Origin of the sequence: Nocardia ignorata NBRC 108230, from assembly GCF_001612905.1 — a bacterium.
GTDB lineage: Bacteria > Actinomycetota > Actinomycetes > Mycobacteriales > Mycobacteriaceae > Nocardia > Nocardia ignorata.
The window spans coordinates 403,033-421,660 of record NZ_BDBI01000005.1; the positions used below are offsets into that span (position 1 = coordinate 403,033).

The 18,628-nt window shown below is 66.7% G+C and carries 22 protein-coding genes; 14 read left to right on the top strand and 8 right to left on the bottom strand.

The window, feature by feature from the left end; genetic code table 11:
* Positions 1 to 10: 10 nt before the first annotated feature.
* From NI2_RS05650 to NI2_RS05675, 6 genes are all read right to left on the bottom strand, one after another.
* On the bottom strand, positions 11 to 583 hold the full coding sequence (locus NI2_RS05650) for a DUF3558 domain-containing protein (protein WP_243749918.1): 573 nt from the start codon (positions 581 to 583) through the stop codon (positions 11 to 13).
* An 88-nt stretch (positions 584 to 671) separates the two neighbouring features.
* Entirely contained in the window at positions 672 to 1,172 is a 501-nt protein-coding gene (locus NI2_RS05655; protein WP_067486774.1) for a hypothetical protein, read from the bottom strand.
* On the bottom strand, positions 1,169 to 2,971 hold the full coding sequence (locus tag NI2_RS05660; RefSeq protein ID WP_067486776.1) for an alpha/beta hydrolase: 1,803 nt from the start codon (positions 2,969 to 2,971) through the stop codon (positions 1,169 to 1,171). The genes NI2_RS05655 and NI2_RS05660 overlap by 4 nt, the downstream gene beginning before the upstream one ends.
* Positions 2,971 to 3,264 (bottom strand): hypothetical protein, encoded by a 294-nt coding sequence (locus tag NI2_RS05665; protein ID WP_243749919.1) that lies wholly within the window; start codon positions 3,262 to 3,264, stop codon positions 2,971 to 2,973. The genes NI2_RS05660 and NI2_RS05665 overlap by 1 nt, the downstream gene beginning before the upstream one ends.
* 86 nt (positions 3,265 to 3,350) lie before the next feature.
* Positions 3,351 to 3,794 carry a Fur family transcriptional regulator gene (locus tag NI2_RS05670; protein ID WP_067487122.1) on the bottom strand — a complete coding sequence of 148 codons (444 nt, stop codon included), beginning with the start codon at positions 3,792 to 3,794 and terminating at the stop codon, positions 3,351 to 3,353.
* Positions 3,795 to 3,799: 5 nt separating this feature from the next.
* Positions 3,800 to 4,150 carry an ArsR/SmtB family transcription factor gene (locus NI2_RS05675; RefSeq protein WP_067486782.1) on the bottom strand — a complete coding sequence of 117 codons (351 nt, stop codon included), beginning with the start codon at positions 4,148 to 4,150 and terminating at the stop codon, positions 3,800 to 3,802.
* Between the two features lie 179 nt (positions 4,151 to 4,329).
* Between NI2_RS05675 and NI2_RS05680 the strand changes: the two genes are divergently transcribed.
* Positions 4,330 to 5,730 carry a glycine--tRNA ligase gene (locus NI2_RS05680; protein WP_371851938.1) on the top strand — a complete coding sequence of 467 codons (1,401 nt, stop codon included), beginning with the start codon at positions 4,330 to 4,332 and terminating at the stop codon, positions 5,728 to 5,730.
* A gap of 127 nt (positions 5,731 to 5,857) precedes the next feature.
* Complete coding sequence (locus NI2_RS05685) at positions 5,858 to 7,114, top strand: phthiocerol/phthiodiolone dimycocerosyl transferase family protein (RefSeq protein WP_084475950.1); 1,257 nt, start codon at positions 5,858 to 5,860, stop codon at positions 7,112 to 7,114.
* Positions 7,115 to 7,146: 32 nt separating this feature from the next.
* Here NI2_RS05685 and NI2_RS05690 read toward each other — a convergent pair whose 3' ends face one another.
* Both NI2_RS05690 and NI2_RS05695 read right to left on the bottom strand, forming a co-directional pair.
* Positions 7,147 to 7,965 (bottom strand): MerR family transcriptional regulator, encoded by an 819-nt coding sequence (locus NI2_RS05690; protein WP_067486787.1) that lies wholly within the window; start codon positions 7,963 to 7,965, stop codon positions 7,147 to 7,149.
* Positions 7,966 to 8,009: 44 nt separating this feature from the next.
* Positions 8,010 to 10,031, bottom strand: coding sequence for a TPM domain-containing protein (locus NI2_RS05695; RefSeq protein WP_255283998.1), 2,022 nt, complete (start codon positions 10,029 to 10,031; stop codon positions 8,010 to 8,012).
* A gap of 110 nt (positions 10,032 to 10,141) precedes the next feature.
* On the opposite strand from NI2_RS05695, the gene NI2_RS05700 reads away from it, so the two are divergent.
* The 12 genes from NI2_RS05700 to NI2_RS05750 all read left to right on the top strand — a co-directional run bounded on the left by NI2_RS05700 (position 10,142) and on the right by NI2_RS05750 (position 18,627).
* A complete protein-coding gene (locus tag NI2_RS05700; RefSeq protein WP_067486790.1) occupies positions 10,142 to 10,819 on the top strand; it encodes an MBL fold metallo-hydrolase in 678 nt (225 codons plus the stop codon).
* Between the two features lie 47 nt (positions 10,820 to 10,866).
* A complete protein-coding gene (locus NI2_RS05705) occupies positions 10,867 to 11,574 on the top strand; it encodes a hypothetical protein (RefSeq protein WP_133734039.1) in 708 nt (235 codons plus the stop codon).
* Between the two features lie 89 nt (positions 11,575 to 11,663).
* Complete coding sequence (locus NI2_RS05710) at positions 11,664 to 12,488, top strand: hypothetical protein (protein WP_067487131.1); 825 nt, start codon at positions 11,664 to 11,666, stop codon at positions 12,486 to 12,488.
* Between the two features lie 111 nt (positions 12,489 to 12,599).
* Complete coding sequence (locus NI2_RS05715) at positions 12,600 to 13,274, top strand: GntR family transcriptional regulator (protein WP_166655773.1); 675 nt, start codon at positions 12,600 to 12,602, stop codon at positions 13,272 to 13,274.
* Positions 13,275 to 13,448: 174 nt separating this feature from the next.
* Positions 13,449 to 13,658, top strand: a complete 210-nt coding sequence (locus tag NI2_RS33590) for a helix-turn-helix domain-containing protein (protein ID WP_208115351.1) — start codon at positions 13,449 to 13,451, stop codon at positions 13,656 to 13,658.
* Positions 13,655 to 13,912 (top strand): hypothetical protein, encoded by a 258-nt coding sequence (locus NI2_RS05720; protein WP_067486799.1) that lies wholly within the window; start codon positions 13,655 to 13,657, stop codon positions 13,910 to 13,912. Before NI2_RS33590 ends, NI2_RS05720 begins: the two co-directional genes overlap by 4 nt.
* A gap of 112 nt (positions 13,913 to 14,024) precedes the next feature.
* Positions 14,025 to 14,462 carry a hypothetical protein gene (locus NI2_RS05725; RefSeq protein ID WP_067486802.1) on the top strand — a complete coding sequence of 146 codons (438 nt, stop codon included), beginning with the start codon at positions 14,025 to 14,027 and terminating at the stop codon, positions 14,460 to 14,462.
* Positions 14,459 to 14,770, top strand: coding sequence for a hypothetical protein (locus tag NI2_RS05730; protein WP_067486815.1), 312 nt, complete (start codon positions 14,459 to 14,461; stop codon positions 14,768 to 14,770). Before NI2_RS05725 ends, NI2_RS05730 begins: the two co-directional genes overlap by 4 nt.
* On the top strand, positions 14,767 to 15,186 hold the full coding sequence (locus tag NI2_RS05735) for an RRQRL motif-containing zinc-binding protein (protein ID WP_067486818.1): 420 nt from the start codon (positions 14,767 to 14,769) through the stop codon (positions 15,184 to 15,186). Before NI2_RS05730 ends, NI2_RS05735 begins: the two co-directional genes overlap by 4 nt.
* 23 nt (positions 15,187 to 15,209) lie before the next feature.
* Positions 15,210 to 15,962, top strand: a complete 753-nt coding sequence (locus NI2_RS05740) for a hypothetical protein (RefSeq protein ID WP_067486821.1) — start codon at positions 15,210 to 15,212, stop codon at positions 15,960 to 15,962.
* Positions 15,959 to 18,082: a type IV secretory system conjugative DNA transfer family protein gene (locus NI2_RS05745; protein ID WP_067486824.1), complete on the top strand. Its 2,124-nt coding sequence runs from the start codon at positions 15,959 to 15,961 to the stop codon at positions 18,080 to 18,082. Before NI2_RS05740 ends, NI2_RS05745 begins: the two co-directional genes overlap by 4 nt.
* Before the next feature lie 29 nt (positions 18,083 to 18,111).
* Positions 18,112 to 18,627 carry a hypothetical protein gene (locus NI2_RS05750; protein ID WP_067486828.1) on the top strand — a complete coding sequence of 172 codons (516 nt, stop codon included), beginning with the start codon at positions 18,112 to 18,114 and terminating at the stop codon, positions 18,625 to 18,627.
* Position 18,628: the final 1 nt, after the last annotated feature.

Genomic DNA, 18,628 nt, shown 5'->3' on the forward strand with positions numbered 1-18,628 from the left:
GTGCCTCCTGTCAGCTCGAGGGAAGATAGTCGACCAACGCGGTGCTCAAGCGCCGAGCTTCGCCACACGGTTCTGGCGCTCCCACTGCGCTGACGCGGTTCTGCACTTTGAAATCGACTGAACCATTCGGTACTTCTACGCTGACGTAGCAGGCAACGTCGTTGGCCGAGCCGATGGGCCGGAACTCGAGAGCTTGGTGAGCGCCGACCTGGAGCTCGGTCCATCCGGTGTACTCATCGGTGCGCTGCCTGGACTCAGCGAGGGTGTGCTCCGACGACATCACTGAGAACGTGTACTGCTTGGCGGAATCGCTCCAACTGCACACCTTCCACCCCGAAAAATCCACCCCCGCAACATCCTTCTTCTTACTCCCCACATTCAACCCCACCCCACCGACCGCCGAATCCGGCAGCGAACACGGATCCCACACCTTCGCCTCGGCATCCACCGAGGTAGGACTGGCCGCCACACTCACCTGACTCGGCTGCGGAGTGGCCGCCCCTTGCTCACTCCCGCACCCGGCGACGACGAACCCCACCGCCGCCACAACCCCGACCATGCCCGTACCCCGTCGAACTGCCATGTCTGTCATCCCTCCCGCAGAACCGGTACCGTGCACGACGTTCCCGCGATCGTAGCCACTGTTGTCTCCACTGCGACACCCCGAAGTCTCACTCGGCCGCGCACGGTGAGGTGGACGCCATGGTGAAGCGCACCTCCTGTTTGTCGGGTCCCACCCGGCTGCGCGACGACGACACCGAGAACCCGCGCGCGTCCCGGTAGTACCTGCTCACCGGGTCCGCATCGGGGTTCTGACTCGGCACGAGGGTGAACCCGCGTGCGGTCATCGCCTCGAGATTGGCCATCGCCCGGTCGATGAACTCCTGCGACGGGTCGACCTGCTCCCGCTGATATCGGGGGCGCCAGGGCGGGCCCTCCATGTTGATCGAGTCCATCCTGCTGCGGCACCCGGTGCTCGTGTCGACCGCCGCCGGGTCGATGGACAGCTCCTCCGGCCAGATCAGCTCGAAGTTGTCGGCCACAATCGGCTTGCTCTGGGCAACGGTCAGCCCCGAGCGCCGCGTGATGTCCTCATTGGTCGGACCGTGTTCTTCGACCAGCGAGCACCCCGCGAGCACCAGCGAAACGGCCAGTACGGCAATGAGTCTCATCGGATCTCGATCCGGGCGCCGAGTTGCGGATTGTCGGTCACTCGCGGGTCGGCATACGGGTTCTCGATATCGAGGACGGCCTGCGCGGTGGCGGCGCGACCGGCGTCGAACGCTTCCTTGCCGCCGTTGCCGTTGTCGCCGAGACCCACATCGACCCAGGGGGTTTCGATGCCACGCTCCACATAGGCCCTCGCGTCCGTTCCCGCGATGACGCCGACGATATTGCCGAAGGCGGTCGATCCGGGATCGTCCCAGTACTTGCCGTGGCCGTCGGTACCGAACACGACCTCACCCGCACGCGACGAGCTGTCGCCGTAGTAGCCGGTGTCGAGCCGGATCACGCCGGGAACCTCGTCGGGGTCGCCGCCGAGGACGTCGGAGGCGTGCGGGTTGCCGGGCAGGCGCAGGCCGGGGAGGCTGAGCCCGGCATCCGGGTAGGACTGGACAACGCCGATGAGGTCGCCGGGCGCGGTCATCGAATAGCGCTGGACATCGGGATTCGGGTTGTTCCACCCACCTTCGAACACACCGGTTCCCGCCGACGACGCGTGCAGGATCCGATCGGCCCGCAGCCCGAGTTGCTCGGCGGAACCAACCACCGACCCGCCGTAGGAATGACCGACGTACGTCACGGGCGTGCCCGGCGCGTGGCCGCTCACCTCCCGATCCACTTCCCGACCGAACTCGACCAGCTTCGGCGCCATCTCCGCGGCGAACGACGGGCTCGGCGCGCCATCGGACAGGCTGGTGAGACTTTGCGGAAAGTCGCCCTCCATGTAGAGGAAGATCGGCCCGTCGGTCCGGTCGGCCAGGTTCCAGGTGGCGACATGATTCGAGCCGGACGCATTGAGATTGGTGCTGGTGCCAGGCACGTAGACACCGACACCGGGCACCCCGGATCGCATGCTGCCGAGCATCTCGATCATCCGCCCGTTGCCCTCGGTGCTGAACATGACGAACTTGCGGTCCACCATGCCCAGCGCCGCGGCCGACACGGGCGCCTCCGGATCCGGGATCGTCGACAGCATGGCTTCCAGCTGGCCGACCCGGGCCGCATCCGGCACCGGCTTTGCTTTCTCCCTGGTGAGCGCGTTACGGATGTTGATTTCGTTCGCCTCCACCCGCATCGCGAACGGCACCCCGTTGAGGTTGCCAAGGGTCTCCGGCGCGGCAATCACCAGCTGACGCTGGACTTCCGGACTCAATCCGGCCAGGAAGGCGGCCCGCTCGTCGGGCGACAGCGCCGCCAACCGTGTCACCACCGCGTCGGGGTCGTGCATCGAGCCATCGGCGAGCGCAACGCTGGGCTGACCATCGCGGATGGCGACCAGATCACCCACCGCCTCGCGCAACCGACCACCGAACAGGGTGTCGAGCCGTTCGATCTCGTCCAGCCCGCTGCGCAGGTTGAGTTGGAAAACCCCTGCGGCGCCCTCTTTCTCGGGCTTCGTATGGCTCACGGCACCGTCGTCCGAAACCGTGAACCCCTGCGACACGGCGAGGTTCTTCTGTTCCAGCACATACGTTCTCGCGTGCTTCAGACCTTGACACACATCAGCGGCGTCGTCGGCGATGCGCAGCAGCACCGCCCGCACCTCGTACCCGTGATCGACTTCCTCATCGATGCGCCGCGCGGCCGCGTCTTTCGTCCGGCCGTGCCAGCTCCCTGCCGCCGACAGCGCGCGCGAACAGTCGTCCACCGAGGTGGACAGCAGGTCGGCGTTCGCGCGGGCCGCCTCGGCCGCCCGGTGGACGGCGTCGAGATTCCAGGTGTCGAGCTGGGGGATCGTCGGCCGCATCAGCGCGGCTCCAGCTTCGTGATCTCGGCGGCGGTCGCGCCGTCGGCGGCCTCGATGTCGGCCGAGAACTTGTCGAGCAGATCGGACAGCGCCGAATACCTGGTCGCGATCGAGGTCATCGCTTGTCGCGCCGCATCGGGTACGCCGCGCAGCGCAGCGAGCACGTCACTTCCCTCGCCGGTCGCCTCGTGCATCACCGCCCAGCTCAGCGCCTCGACGGCCCCGGCTTCCCGACGCCAGGTGGCCGCCATCGCCGTCAGCTGCCCGGGCTCGACCCCCAAGAATCCACTCACGAAATCCCCCTCCTCCGCTACCGCGCCTCGTCGTTGTGATGGTTGGACGGGGCACGCGGAGCGAGGGTTCCATCATGTGATGTGAGTCACACGGAGGCGGACTCGCTGTTCTCGGCGGCGGCGCGCACGCAGTCGCGGCAGGTGCCGAAGATCTCCAATGTGTGGCTCACCTGGGTGAAGCCGTGCTCGCCGGCGATCGCCTCGGCCCACGCCTCCACGGTGGGGCCCTCCACCTCGACGGTGCTGCCGCACTGCCTGCACACCAGGTGGTGATGGTGGCCGCTCGAGCACTGGCGGTAGACGGACTCGCCCGAGTCGGTGCGCAACACGTCGACCATGCCCGCGTCGGCCAGCGACTGCAGGGTGCGGTACACGGTGGTCAGGCCGATGCCTTCACCGCGTTTGCGCAGTTCGTCGTGCAACTCCTGCGCCGAGCGGAACTCGTCGATATCGCCGAGCAGCGCCGAGATGGCACTGCGCTGACGGGTGCTGCGAACGCCGACCTGCTTGCCGGAGTGGTTGTCTGCCAACGGTTTCACCCTTCCTCGGCATGGGCGACGGCATCGACGACGATGTGCGCCAGATGATCGTCGACGAGTTCGTAGAGCACCTCGCGACCCGAGCGTTCCCCGTGCACCACGCCCGCCGACTTGAGAATGCGCAGATGCTGGCTGACCAGCGGCTGGGTGACCCCGAGCGCGTCGACCAGCTCGTGCACACAGCGCGGTGACTCGCGCAACTGCAGCACGATCGCGATCCGCACCGGGGCGGCCAGGGCGCGCAGCAGCTCACCCGCGTCCTCGAGTACCGTGCGCGCGGGCACCGGCGCGGGCGGCAGGGACTGATACGGGCTGTGCTGGTGCGCAGGCGCGGCATCGGTGGTCATCAACCAACTCCTTAATGGAAACCGATACCATTTTGACATGCAAGTGTGCGCATGTCGAATGTGACGCGGCGTGGCATCGGTCGGCTGCTGATATCTCGCTGGACCCGGCCCGATACGCTGGACCAAATGCGTTCGGAAAACCGTGCAGGTTGGTTTCCGAACAAACCGACTCGCAGTGGATGGAGAAATCTCGCGTGGCACCCAAGTCGAAGGTGGACACCGTTGCCAACCTCGCCAAGCGCCGGGGTCTGGTCTACCCGTGCGGTGAGATCTACGGAGGCACCAAGTCGGCGTGGGACTACGGTCCGCTGGGCGTGGAGCTGAAGGAGAACATCAAGCGGCAGTGGTGGCGGACCATGGTCACCAGCCGCGAAGACGTTGTCGGCCTGGACTCCTCGGTGATCCTGCCCCGTCAGGTCTGGGAGGCCTCGGGCCACGTCGCGACTTTTTCCGACCCGCTGGTCGAGTCGCTGCACACGCACAAGCGCTACCGTGCCGACCACCTCCTGGAAGCCTACGAGGAGAAGCACGGCCGCCCGCCTGCCAACGGTCTGGCCGATATCAACGACCCCGAGACCGGCCAGCCCGGCAAGTGGACCGAGCCGAAGAACTTCTCCGGCCTGCTCAAGACCTTCCTCGGCCCGGTCGACGACGAAGAGGGCCTGCACTACCTGCGCCCCGAGACCGCGCAGGGCATCTTCGTCAACTACAAGAACGTCGAGACCACCGCGCGCAAGAAGCCGCCGTTCGGCATCGCGCAGATCGGCAAGAGCTTCCGCAACGAGATCACCCCCGGCAACTTCATCTTCCGCACGCGCGAGTTCGAGCAGATGGAAATGGAGTTCTTCGTCAAGCCCGGTGAAGACGCCGAGTGGCACAAGTACTGGATCGACACCCGCCTGGCCTGGTACACCGACCTCGGCATCGACCCGGACAACCTGCGTCTCTACGAGCATCCGAAGGAAAAGCTGTCGCACTACTCGGCCGGCACCACCGACATCGAGTACCGCTTCCGCTTCCAGGGCAGCGAATGGGGCGAGCTCGAGGGCATCGCCAACCGCACCGACTACGACCTCAAGACGCACTCGGAGCACTCGGGCACCGATCTGAGCTTCTTCGATCAGGCCTCCGGCGAGCGCTACATCCCGTACGTCATCGAGCCCGCGGCCGGTCTGACGCGTTCGCTGATGGCGTTCCTGGTCGACGCCTACGCCGAGGACGAGGCCCCCAACGCCAAGGGCGGCGTCGACGTGCGCACGGTGCTGCGCCTGGACCGTCGTCTGGCGCCGGTCAAGGCCGCGGTGCTGCCGCTCTCGCGCAACGCCGACCTCACCCCCAAGGCGAAGGACCTCGCCGCACAGCTGCGCCGCAACTGGAACATCGACTTCGACGACGCGGGCGCCATCGGCCGCCGCTACCGCCGTCAGGACGAGATCGGCACCCCGTTCTGCATCACGGTCGACTTCGACACCCTCGACGACCAGGCCGTGACGGTGCGCGAGCGCGACTCGATGGCACAGGAGCGCATCGCCCTCGACCAGGTCGAGTCCTACCTCGCCGCGCGCCTCATCGGCGCCTGACCCACCGAAAGCCCGCGCACGTCGCGGGCTTTCGCATGTCCGGACACGTGATCGTGGTCGAGCCGCGTTGATCACACTGTGTAGCTGACGGTTTGCGTCGGCTGGGTGGGTAGTTCACGATTTCCGTGTGCTGTGGGAACCGGAAGCTGTGGTGCGGGTGCTCGACCCGTCGGAACAACGATTCGTTCGGCACGGCACGTTCACCGGGCGGTCGGTGACGGTGCACGGGGAACTCGACGCCGCCGCGCTCGGTGCGGCGTTCGCGGCATTGCAGCGGGCGTTCCCGATTCTGGTGTGCCGGATCGTCGAGGACTCCGAGGGACGCGGAATCCTGTTGCGGCCGGGTGATTTCGAGGCCGTCGGCGCGTGGGTGAGTTTCGGTGATCCCGACGAGGTGCGGGTGCCCGCCGAGACCATGGACCCCGCCGATCAGCTCGGGTACCTGGATGTCGTTCTCGCCGAAGAGGATCGGGCCAGGGTCACGTTGTTCGTGCACCACGGGGTGGCCGACGCCGGGCATTGCGTCGAGCTGTTCGCGCGGCTGTGGGGGTACTACACCGATCATGTGGAGACCGGGAAGATCATCGCGGGGGCGCGGGATCTGCCGGTGTCGCTGGAGATGATGCTGGCGCAGCGGGGGATCGGACGCGGGCCGAGGTCGGGGCTGGAGGCGGTGACGCGGCCGCTCGTCGTGGCCGAGACCGGCGAGTCGCAGCGCGCCGAGCCCGCCGCCCTCGCCAGACCTGCTCGCGTCCAGCTGGAACCGGCCGAGACCGCCCGCGTGCTCGAGCTGGCTCGCGCGCACGCGGTGAGCGTCAACGGGTTGGTCACCGCCGCCGTGCTGCGGGCATACCGCGGGTTGTATGGCGGCGAGCGGGTCGGCTGCGTCTACCCGGTGGACCTGCGCAGGCGTCTCGACCCACCGGTGGCAGCGGAGGCGGGGACGAACGTGTCCGGGCTCGCGGCGTTCGCGACCGACGACACCGACGATGTCGTCGACCTGGCTCGCCGCATCGGCACCAGCCTGCACAACGACCTGGCCGACGGTGTCGTCGAACAGTCGGTACTGCACTTCCCGGACTACTACGGCCCCACCCGAATCCACTCGACCGCAGGCCATATCGCCGTCACCAACACCGGAACGGTGCCGTTGTTCCGCGCACCGACCGGACTCATCCTCGACGACTACGAGATCGTCTACCTCTCCGCCCACCCGCGCCCGTCCACCGGTGCGGCCGCGGCGGTCACCTTCCTCGTCTACACCTACCTCGGCAGGCTGACGATCGGCCGCCTCGGCGGCGGTGCACGCGCGGCCGAACTGCTGACAGCGGTTGTCGCAGAACTGACTTGGGCCTGCTCGGGCGATACTGCCGCGTCCGCCTGAAAATCACTGCCAGCAGCGGTTCCGACGCTCGACTACCTCGCGGCCAGTGGTTCCTGCAACTCGGTGACCCACCCGTTCGGATCCGGTGTCCATTCGAGCGTCACCTCACGCACCGGGGCGGCCGTGCGGTACCCGTTGTCCTCTACCCAGCGACCCAGCTCCTGCCACGCGGCACCGATTCCGCCGACGTTCCCGTGGTAGACCGTCGTCGCCACCCGATCGAAGGCAGGTAGGTCGATGATCGAAATATCCTGTACTGCAGCGGGTTCAGCGTTCACCGGCACACAGGCGTGCACCCGAACGGTGCCGTCGTCGGCGGGCTCGTAATACGCGATGGCCGGACCGGCGATCGCGATGCCCGCCTGCGCGAGCCGATCACTGAGCCCCTGGAACAACGGCTGGATCACCGGGCTGATGTGGGCGGGTTCGAAACCCGCCGCCACCCCGCTCGACCCGGCCACCCGCACGGCGGGCACGGACTTGATCACAACATCCTGCTCGGGCATGACGCCCTCCTTCTCGATGATGCGGAGTCTCGCCTCGACCTCGGTCAGCCGCGCGCGGTCGGCCGCCAACCGCTGTTCCAGCTCCGCCCGGCGCAACGTGAGCATGCCGCGCAGCTCCCGGGGTTGTGGCCCCGGCTCGAGCATCCGGCCCACCTGCTCGAGACTGAACCCGAGCCCCTTGAGCGCGACGATTCGGTTGAGCCTGGCCAGCTGCGCGGCCGAATAGAACCGGTAGCCGGTGGCGGGATCGACCCGGGCGGGTCGCAACAATCCGACGGCGTCGTAGTGGCGCAGCATGCGCACCGACACCTGACCGTGTCTGGCGAAATCTCCGATACTGAACATGACGCCCTCCGGTGTACGGCCTCACACAGTGTGAGAGTCAACGATCAGAATCTGCCGCCTCGGCTCACCCGCCGTGACCCCGACGAGCCACCGAACGATCCGGGCCGGTACCCACCCCCGCGTGAGCCGTACCCACCACCGCGCGAGCCGCTGATCGCTCCGCGCAGCAGACCGTCCAGCAGGATGCCGCCGAGCACCGCACCGGTCTGCCCACCTCCGGACATGGGTTGTCTTGTCTCCCAGGCTCGTACGCTCGCCTCCGCCTCCTGCAGGGCCCGCCCACCCGATTCGGCGGCGGCCTGCGCGCTCCGCAACGCCAGTTCGGGATCGGCGCCTGCCTGCTGCCGCGCCTGATCGAGATGACGTTGCGCCTGCGCCAGCCGGGTGCGCGCCTCGGCGTCGACACCGCCGCGCCGCGTGGTGATGAACGACGACGCGGCGTCGATACGGCTGGTCGCGTCGAGCAGTGTGCGGTCGAGCCGGCGGCGCAGGTCCTCGACGGCGAGCTTGCGGTCCGAGGCCGCGGCGATGGCTCGGTCGAGGTCGGCGTCGGCGGTGACCACTTCGTGGAACGCGCCGAGCGGGTCGGCGTCGTCGACCGTGTTCAGGGTGGTGGTCGCGGTGGCCATCGCGCCGCTGAGCTGGGTGCCGCCGAATTCGGTCAGGGTGGACGCGGCGGCCAGATCGGCGCGCAGTTCGTCCAGGGCGGCGGGCAATCCGTCGCGGGCCTGCTGGATGTCGGACGCGGCGTGCTCGACGGTGTCGAGCAGCGTGCGGGCCTGGCCGAGAGCGGCCTCGGCCGCGCGGATCGCCGCCACCGCACCACCCTGCTGCCCGGCCGGTTTCGTGAGTACGTCGCGGGCGGCGTCGATATTGTTCTGGGCGAAGGTGATTCGCTCCCTGGCCATGCGCACGTTGTCGCGCACGGAGGTCAGCATCGCCGGGGGATAGGTCGCGTCGAGCCGGGCCAGTTCGGTGTCGGCGGCGGGCAGGCGGGCGGTGAGCTCGACGACGGTGCGGGTGAGAGCGTCGAGGCGGGCGGGCGCGTCGATGAGCAGATCGCGCATGGCGTCGAAGTCGGCCACCTGGGCGTCGAGTTCGCGGTCGGCCTTGCCGGTGGTGGCCAGCAGGTCCAGCAGCAGGGCGCGCTGCTGATCGGGGGTCTCGGGAACGGCGTCGTCGAGTTGCTGACGGAGGGCGAACGCCTTCGCGGTCGCCGCACGGGCCGCGTTCAGGGCGTTTCGGAACGGGGTCACCGCCGTCTCGCCGAATTCGCCGGTCGCCAGCGCCAATTCCTCCTCGCTCGTCCGCACCGCGTCGTCGATCTCGACCAGGCGTTCCTTCGACAACGCGTGCAGGGTCGGCAGCGAAAGACGCGACAGCGCAGCCGAATCGGTGGGGTCCATGCCGCGCGCTGTCGCGAGTTCCGCCCGGTCCTTGGCGTGGCGACGCCGGCGCATGACCAGAACGAGCAGACCGGCCGCCACCACCACGGCCAGTGCTGTCAACACCAGAACACCCGACGACGCGCCACCACCGCGCGCCGCCGCACCGAGTCCCTCGGCGGTGTCGATCCCGGCCTGTGCCCATTTCTCTTCGCGCAGATCGGGTTCCACCGTGTCGGCCAGCAGCGATTCCACCTCGGCGTCGGTGATGCTCGCGGGTGGGATGCCGTCGAACCAGTAGCCGCGGTCGTCGACGGCCACCGCGAGCAGCAGATCGCGATCGCCGAAATCGGAGAGCTCGGCCGTGCGCGCAGCCCAGTCGCGGGCGGACATGGACCCGAAATCGTTGACATAGACGAGCCAGAGCTTCACCTGGTGATCACGGTAGAGGGCGTCGACGGCGCCGAGCACCCGCTGTTCGTCCGCCGGGCCGAGCACGTCGGCGGAGTCGACCAGTTGCGGGCCCATCCGCGTCGGTGGCTCCGCACCGGCCGCCGGGGCACACAGCAGAAGCAGGAACGCGCCGAGCAGATTCGCGACGAATCGCTTCCCCGGACCTGCGCCCCAGAGTTGTCCCGCCGCTGGTCGATACGACGTGCGGGCCCGCCCGACGTACCTCACCGATCGGATGCGCGGACTTTTCCTCGGCAGCGGCATGAGTCGAATCTAACGGCCCGGACCGAGTGAGACGGGTACGACAGGTCGGCGCGTGCCTCACTACCATCGGGACCATGGTCACAGTCGATGCCCGCTACACCGGTCAGGTCGCCCCCGGCGGCGACGCTCAGCAGCGCGATGTCCCCGGCGCCCGCATCGTGAAGATGGCCGTCGGCGCCATGAACAACAACACCTACCTGGTGCGATGCGCCGCCACCGGGGCAACCCTGCTGATCGACGCCGCCAACGAGGCGAACCGCATCCTCGAACTGGTGAATCAGGAGGCCGAGGGGCAGGTCGAGCTCATCGTCACCACGCACCAGCACCCCGACCACTGGTGGGCGCTGGCGGATGTGGCAGGCGCTCTCGCCGTCCCGTCGGCCGCGCACCCCCTCGACGCCGAACCGCTGCCCGTCACCCCCGACCGCCTCCTCGCCGACGGCGAGACGATCGACCTGGGCGAACTCACCCTCACCGTCATCCACCTGCGCGGCCACACCCCTGGCTCGATCGCGCTTGCCCTGACCGACGGCGCGGGCCGCACCCACCTGTTCACCGGTGACTCCCTGTTCCCCGGGGGTCTTGGGCGGACAACAAATCCTGTCGACTTCTCCACTCTGTATGAGGATGTGACCGGTAAAATCTTCGACCGCTATTTGGATGACACAGTCGTTTATCCAGGTCATGGGGATGATACTGTGCTTGGCCAGGAGCGTCCCCACCTGCTCGAGTGGCTAGGTCGGGGTTGGTGAGGGCCCGCTCAGGTGGCCGCCTGGCTCTGAAGGCATAGCATCTGGTGATGTCGATCATCGCGGATCTTCCCCACCCGCCCAGGGGTCACGCCCCGGCCGTACGACCGGCGTACAACATCCTTTCGCGTACCCATGCGAGCGTGAAAGGCCTGTTCTCGGCAGTTGATGTCCTCGACGAGACACGAAGGAACTCCAACGCCACGACCAAAGGGCGGATGTCGAGGGTGGAGGTAGATGTTCTCCGGTCTGCTGTTGTGTTGACCTCTGCGGGTTTGGACTCAACGATGAAGCGTCTCGTGAACGACGCTGGCCGCACTCTGATCAGCAAAGCTGGCAGTGCCGCCCGAAAGCAGTACGAGGAGTTCTTGAAGAATCAGCTGAGTCAGCCAACTGTCACTCCCACCTTCCGCGATGCGGTGATCGCACCTGACGTGGCAGACCGTCTGCTTGCCCATTACATGAATGAACGAACGAGGGCGAGTTTCCAAGGAAGTCGTGACCTGAAACGGCGTGTTCGAAACACCCTCGGGCTCTCAGGCGCGTCTGTTACAGATGCCGACTTGGAGAGCTTGGACGCGTTCTTTCTGGCGAGGAACAAAATCGTTCACGACCTGGATCTTGAAGAGCCAGCGTCAGACTCACTCAAACGTGTGCATCGGACCCGCTCCGACGTGGCTGCGATGTGCGATCAAGCCTTCAGTGTTGCTGCCGCCATCGTCAGTGCGACCGCAGCCTTGATCAAAGCGACCAAGTAGTTTGGATCATCACGCAGTTCTTGCCGAGTGGCCGTGCCTTGGGTGCCTATCGGGGTGTGTCGCGAACGCCGCAAGGCACAATGGTTTTCATGACCGCCTTCATATTGTCGCCGGATCGTCGCGACCAGCTGGCTACGCTTCTCGCGGATGAGGTGAGGTTGCAGACCGAGTATCCGAAGGTCGCTGAGTACCTGGACGCCGCAGCAGAGCTGATCGGCGGGCCTGATCCCGAGCAGGAGCGGCTGCTGGATCTGCGGATGCTTCACTTCCTGTCAGGCGGTGACAGCTTGAATCCCTACTGGGACATCGTGGAACCGCTTGTCGGCGAGGGGGTGAACGGGGGGCGCTGCATACCGGGTGGTGGTGCGGGTACAGCTCGGCTCGGTTATGCGCAGACAGTTCTGCAGGAGACCTACGCGTACGCGATCCCTGCACCGAGCACACTCGACTGGATCGAGCGGGTCGCGGGCGATCGAGGAATCTGTGAGGTGGGAGCCGGGCGCGGGTACTGGGCCGCAATGTTGGCCGACCGTGGTGTTGAGATCGCGGCTTTCGATTCCCAGCCGCCAGTCGCATCGGCGAATCCCTCATTTCCGAACGCTCCTGGGCGTCGGGCGGAATGGCACCCGGTGGCCGGCCTTCCGGAGCTGGAGCAAGTGGGCTTCGGGGATCGAGTCCTGTTTTTGTGCTGGCCGCCTGGTTGGGGCGACCAGATGTCTGCTAAGACGCTGCGTCAGTATGTCGCCGCAGGCGGCGACCAGCTGATTTACATCGGCGAGCCCAAGGGTGGAAAGACCGGCTGTGACGAGTTCTTCGACGCGCTGTCGGACGGCTGGGCGCTCGAGGCCACGGACGACTCCTTCGTCTCATGGTGGAACCTGGACGACGCTGCTCAGTGCTGGCGGTTGCGCTGACAGTCTCGACACGAAAACGCCGTCGCGCCGCGGGTGTGTCGCGCGGTTGAGGGTACATTCACTGCGTATACGCAGGTGATGTCCTGTGTCAGTGACCGAGAGGGGTGCTCGATGCCGGAGCCGAAGTATGTGGCGATCGCGAACAAGTACGCAGCCGACATCCGGAAGGGTGTGATCCCTCCGAACGTCTGGCTACCTAGTCATGCCGAGATCGCCCGTGAAAACGGAGTGTCCGAGATCGTTGCTCGTCAGGCTGTTGGCCAGCTGCGGCGGTGGGGGCTGGTGACGACGGTCGAGCGGAGAGGGACACAGGTCCTCGCGCAGCGAGACGACACGCGGCTTTCTCCGGAGCGGCAGACGGAGAGCCCCGAAACGACCTACGAGACCGAGGCGACGGCGGGCGTCGAGGTGGTGATCGACCGTCAGTCGGCCGAGGTCGTTGCCGATGAAGCTCTCGCCGACACATTCGGTATCGACGTAGGTGCCGCCTTGGTGCACGAGACGGTTCGGGCATCCGAAGATGGGCGGCCGATCTCGATCTCGGACTCCTACCACTTGCCCGGTCAGTCGCCGCCCGAGGCGGACATCCTCGAGGAGGAATTGTCGGAGCGAGTGCCGCCCGAAAGTCATTCAGAGTGGCTGGGAGTTCCGGCCGGCGAGCCCATCCTGATGGTCAAGCAGCGGTATCTCACGTCTGCCGACCGGCTGCTGATGCTGTCGGACGTGTCGTACATTCCGGGGAGGTACCGGACTTTTTCCTTCCGGATGGTTCTGCCCCGCGAGTAATGCGGAGTCGCCGCGCGCGGGGATAGCCCCGGTGTCAAGAGCCCTGATCAGGCGTCTGATCAGGGCTTTTTGCTGTCTATAGCTTCTTGCGTATACGCAATGCTTGAGCGTATACGCAGTTGCGTATACGCTCGTGTGTATACACAAACCGCATACGTGGAAGGAGCTGCATAGATGAACACAGGGGAGAGCTCGACAGGGCCTGTTCTGATCGGCCTGCGCGACGCCGGGGTGCTTGCCGGTGGCGTGCATCCCACGACCGTGCGTCGCTGGACCAAAGCCGGACTGTTGCAGGCATTCCAGGTCGGACCGCGTCTGATCAAGGTCGACCGTGCCGAGGTTCTGGCGCTCAAGCGCCCGCTCGTCGAGGACGGTGCGAAATGAGCGCGCCGATCCGAAACAAGCGGACGCTGGTTGGCGGTGCGACTTCGCCGCGACTGAAGAACGTCGCGCTGTGTGCTGCGGACATCGACGAGAGTGACGGGCCGACACGGCTGAAGCCGCGGAACGTCACCGCCGCACCCGAGGTGGCGGACTACCTCGAAGAGATCGTTGCTCAGGCCCCACCGATGACCGCGCACGCGCGAGCCAAGCTCGCGACGCTGCTGGGTCACCGCGCGCAGAGGGGGGCCGCGTGATGCGTGGCAAGACATTGCTCACGGCGGTTGCCGTCATTTCCGTCGGATATATGGTCTTGACCGCTCCGGACGTCCTGGGATTCGTCCTGATGGTCGTCGGTGCGGTGTGGCTGTGGCGCTCGACGAAACGGGCGGGGATGCGGCGATGAGCACCGATCACGGCCAAGCGCCGTTCTTTGAGCCCTCGGAGCTGGTCGCCGAACTGAATCAGCTGTTCGAGGACCAGGCCGCGATGCGTCAGCGTGCGAAGGACTTGCACGCCAAGCTGGTTGGCCTGCGTGCAAGTGGCGACCACTACCTGACCGGATATGACGGTGAGACGGGCGAGTTCGTCGCCAGCAGCGTGGGAATCGAGTTCGCTGGACGCAATCTCGGCTCCTGGATCATGTGGTCAGTTCAGACGCAAAACAGTCTCGAAAGTGCGCGTGAATGCGCGGGGCGCGTCCGTACGTCGACGCAGGCGGCGCACGAATCGACTGTCACGCAGTTCGGCAACGCGATCGCGGATGCGGTCGTACGCACTGCCGAGCGGGACGGTGCGGAGCGATGAGCAGGCAGGGGAGCTACACGCCGCAGCATCATGACCGCGACCAGGTCGGTCGTCATGCGCTGAACTCGATGGGCGGTGCTGAATTTACCGGCGTCGGAACTGTTTTCGCGCCGCTGAACCAACTGCCCGCCGAACTCCGGTTGCTCGCCTTGATGGTGCTGGTTTTCGTCGGAATGGTCGGCTGCTCGGTCGCTTGGATCGATCAGCAGTCCTACGTGGAGTCTCCGAACATCTGCCGAGCGCATGAGGTGAACCGCACCGACTGCGTGCACGTGCAGCGGGTTCAGCCGACGCGGGTGCCGTCATGAGCGAAGGAATCCCGACCTACGAATGGCGCACCGCGCCGCAGCATTTGCGGACTCGCCGCCAGCTCGCTGCCGAGGGTTTGCGGCCGAACGGCCAGGACATCGCGGGCCGGATCGTCCGGTCGCGCGGAAGTCGTAAGGAACCGCTGGTCGCGCACCTTTTCGACGTGGAGAAGGCAGCGCCGAAGCGTCAACCGAGCGAGGCGCAGAGGGTCGCGCTGGCGAAGGCCACCCGTGAGCACCAGCTGCGTGCAGCGGAACGCCGGGGACTCGACCGCGCCGAGTTCGACGAGCCGACCGGTGATCCGGGCCCGGCCTGGACCGCGCCGACCAGTGCGCTCGCGAGCTATTCGACCTCGGGCAGTGCCCTGGCCGACGCGCTCGCCAGGAACAACGACAGAGAAGGGATGGACCGATGAGCTTTCGGCTTTCACCGCGGGACATGACCGGCCTGACGATCCTGGCCGAAATGTACGGCGCCCCCATGGATGTGGTCGGGGAGATGCTAGGCGTGAGCAGTTCCCGGACGTACCGCATCGTGGCGAAGTGGGCCGCTGCCGGAATGATCAGCGACCGCCGCCCACGGCCCGTCATGGGGCCTTCGTGGATCTTTCCGACGAAGTCGACGGCAGAAGCGCTGCTCGGGCGTCCCGTGCGCTACTGGGTGCCGACGCCGATGATGGCGGCTCACACCAAGGCTGTGTTTCAGCTGCGGTTGGCGCTGACAGGCACCGATCTCGATCGGTGGGTCGCTGAACGACGGCTGCGTGGCGAGGTCGGCGCCACCAAGGCGGGCGAGTCACGGCCCCATATCCACGATGGCCGCTACTTCACTGCGGCTGGAGATCTTTGGGCCATCGAGGTCGAGCTGACCGCGAAAAGCATTGCAGCGGCGAAGAGTTCGGTGTTCCAGGCGTGGCGGGTAGCGCAGTCTGCCGAGTGTGCCGGGGTGGCCTACTACTGCCGAGGCGAGGCGGTGAAGGCCGTTATCCGGTCGGCGGCGCGGGGTCTCGACGCCACCAAGGGCCCGAAATTGGTGCTTGTCGATCTCGACGAGTTCCTGGCCTCACAGAAGGTCGAGACGCTCTCTCCCGATCTGCGACCCGGCCTCCGGGTGATCGCGGGCGGAGCCGCTGATCACAACAACTCCCAGGTCACAGACCGAACCGAGAACGGAAAGGCGGTGTCGCAATGACCTGCACCCCGATGATCACCCCGGCCGATTGCGCACCGTACGCACCGACGCCGGTCCTGTCGGCCCAGCCGACCCCAACCAACGCCCCCGAGATCCACGTCGAGCCGTCGATGCCGCCGATTGGACTGGACAGCGACCCGATCGGATGGATGCCGAAGGTCAGCGAGATCCCGGTGGACGCCATCGCTGATGGTGCGCTGCTGCTCGCGGTGTGTGTGGTGTCAATCCTGGTGATGACAGTGATGATCCTGGTTCCGGCGACCATGCTGGCTTGGAAGCCGGTCAAGCTGCGCAATTGGCTGATCGGTTCGCTGCTCGCGATGCCGGGCGTAACTGCGCTGTGGGCGTGGGATGTGCTGGCGCCGGGCACCATCGCGACCGAAGCATCGCGTCAGTTCATGGACGGTCAGTACGCGGCCGGTCTCCTCGGGATGGCCGTGGTGCTGGTGCCGATGGCGTGGTTCACCGCGACCGTCGCGCACGCCAACCGTCGTGTGCAGTTGGCCACTGTGGGCTTGAAGTCGCCAGCACGTACTGAGCGGGCTTTGTGGGCTCAGGCCCAGCGCGAGCAGCGCGCCGCGGCTCGACTCTCGCGCCGCCGCCTGCCGTTCACCTCGGGCGGGCTGAACCCGCAGCTGGTGATCGGCCGATTGGCGACCGAAACCGACCAGGCCCCGCCGACCACGCTGTTGCGAACCATGTTCGGGCGCAACGAAACCCGACTGATCCTGCCCTGGATCAACGTGGCCGAGCACATGACGACCGTCGCGTCGAGCGGTTCGGGCAAGACCACGCTGATGCTGCGAGTGCTCGTGTCGTGGTTTGTGACGACCTGGACCCGTCACCGGCAGTGGTGGCGTGCGGATCGTCCCGGTCGGCCGCTGGTGATCATCGTCGATTGCAACGGTGGCCCGGAGTCGCGCAAGGTCGCTGCTCGGATGCGGAAGTGGTTCACCGCGTTGGGTGTTCGTCCGGATCGGTTCGGCACTTTCCCCGAGGACGTGTCGCTGGGCATGTGGCCCGGCAAGGACTTCGATCAGCTCGACCTCGCTGAGCAGCAGGCCGTCATCACAGATCTGCGATCGATTTTGTCGGCAATGATCTCGGGCGGGTCGACCCCCACAACCGACACCGAACGGTACTTCCACGAGATCCGCGAGACCCTGATCCACCTGGTCGTGGATGCCCCTGCGCGGGTCGAGCTGATCGACGGCGAGCCCACCCCGATCGGTCACAACCCGCCCCGGTCCTGGCTGGACTTCCTGTCACGGTTCCACCCGGACGTGTTGTCGAAGCTGTGGGGCGGCCAGACCGGTGTCGACCCGTGGCCTGGTGTGCCCGGTATCGACATGGAGATCGCCTCGACGATCGACGGCAAGCAGCCGGTCATCAACTCCGCGCGCGCGGAGTTCGCGAACCTCTATCGCTCGCTTGGGTCGGCATTCGACGGCGATAAGGCGCTCACGGACTTCGACGTCATCTACATCGTGTTGGAGGGCGTGAAGACCCCTGACCGTGCCCGCAGCCAGTTCGGTGCGCTGGGAACGATGTTCGAGCAGCTGGCCGACAAGCAGCACGGCCGTACCAGCCTGATGGTGGTCGACGAGTTCTCGGCGGTGTCGGACGGCAAAACGCGCGCTGTGAAGTGGGTCGAGCGCCTGCGCAAGGCCGGGATCGGCAGTTGGTGGGTCGCACAGTCCTGGCAGGGCCTGGGCCACGACGACGACAACCGCACCGCCCTGGTTTCGGCCGCATCGGGGGGATCGCTTCTCGGCCGCACGACCAACCCCGAGCAGATCTGCAACGTCTACGGCACCCGGCCGAAATTCGAGCTCAGCCGCAAGTTGATCGGCGGCAACGCCACTGGCGACGAGGGCAACGTGCAGTCCTCCGACCAGTTCCTCGTCCCGCCCAACAGGCTGCGCGGCATGGCAAAGGGCGATGTGGTGCAGGTGGCCGGCGGCCGGGCGCGGTGGGGACGCGTTTCCCCGCTCGACGATGCCGAACTGGCACGAATCCGCCCGCTGCCAGGTCTGGACAAGTTCACCGGGCCCGCCACCGAGAACGCCGAAGCCGATTTGGCACCGGTGATCGACATGACAAAGCGCCGCACGGCGTGAAAGCAACTGCCAGACAAGGAGTTACGACCATGGCTATTCCGAATCCGCTACCCGATCCCGAAGACCACGGCGAAGTGCTGGGCGGGGGCAACGACGCAGCTCGCGAGCACGAACAGTCCGTGCTCGACCGCTACGCCGCCGACATGACGGGCACCACCGCCGCGAAGCTCGCCGCGCAACTGGTCCCGGTCGTCCCGGACGGCGGCAACATCGGGCGCACCGCCAAGCCCGTCGTCGACCGCGTCACCCGAGCCCGCGATTGGGCCCGGATCTGGGGTCCCGCCGTCGCCGGAACCGCAGTTGCTGGCACAGCGGTGGCGGTGCTGCCGCTGCCTGGACCGCTCGCGGTCTACGTGCTGGCCATCGCCGCATTCGGTTGGTGGCACTGCGCTGGACGCCCCGGCGTCACCGAGACCGTCCAGATGATCGGCTACGCGCTCGCCGACACCGGCAGCTGGATCCGCCGCCACGTCGAGACCCTGGCCGTCCGCCGGGCCCGCTACGAAACCCGCCGCACCACCAACAACCCCAAGAAGGAGAAGTAAC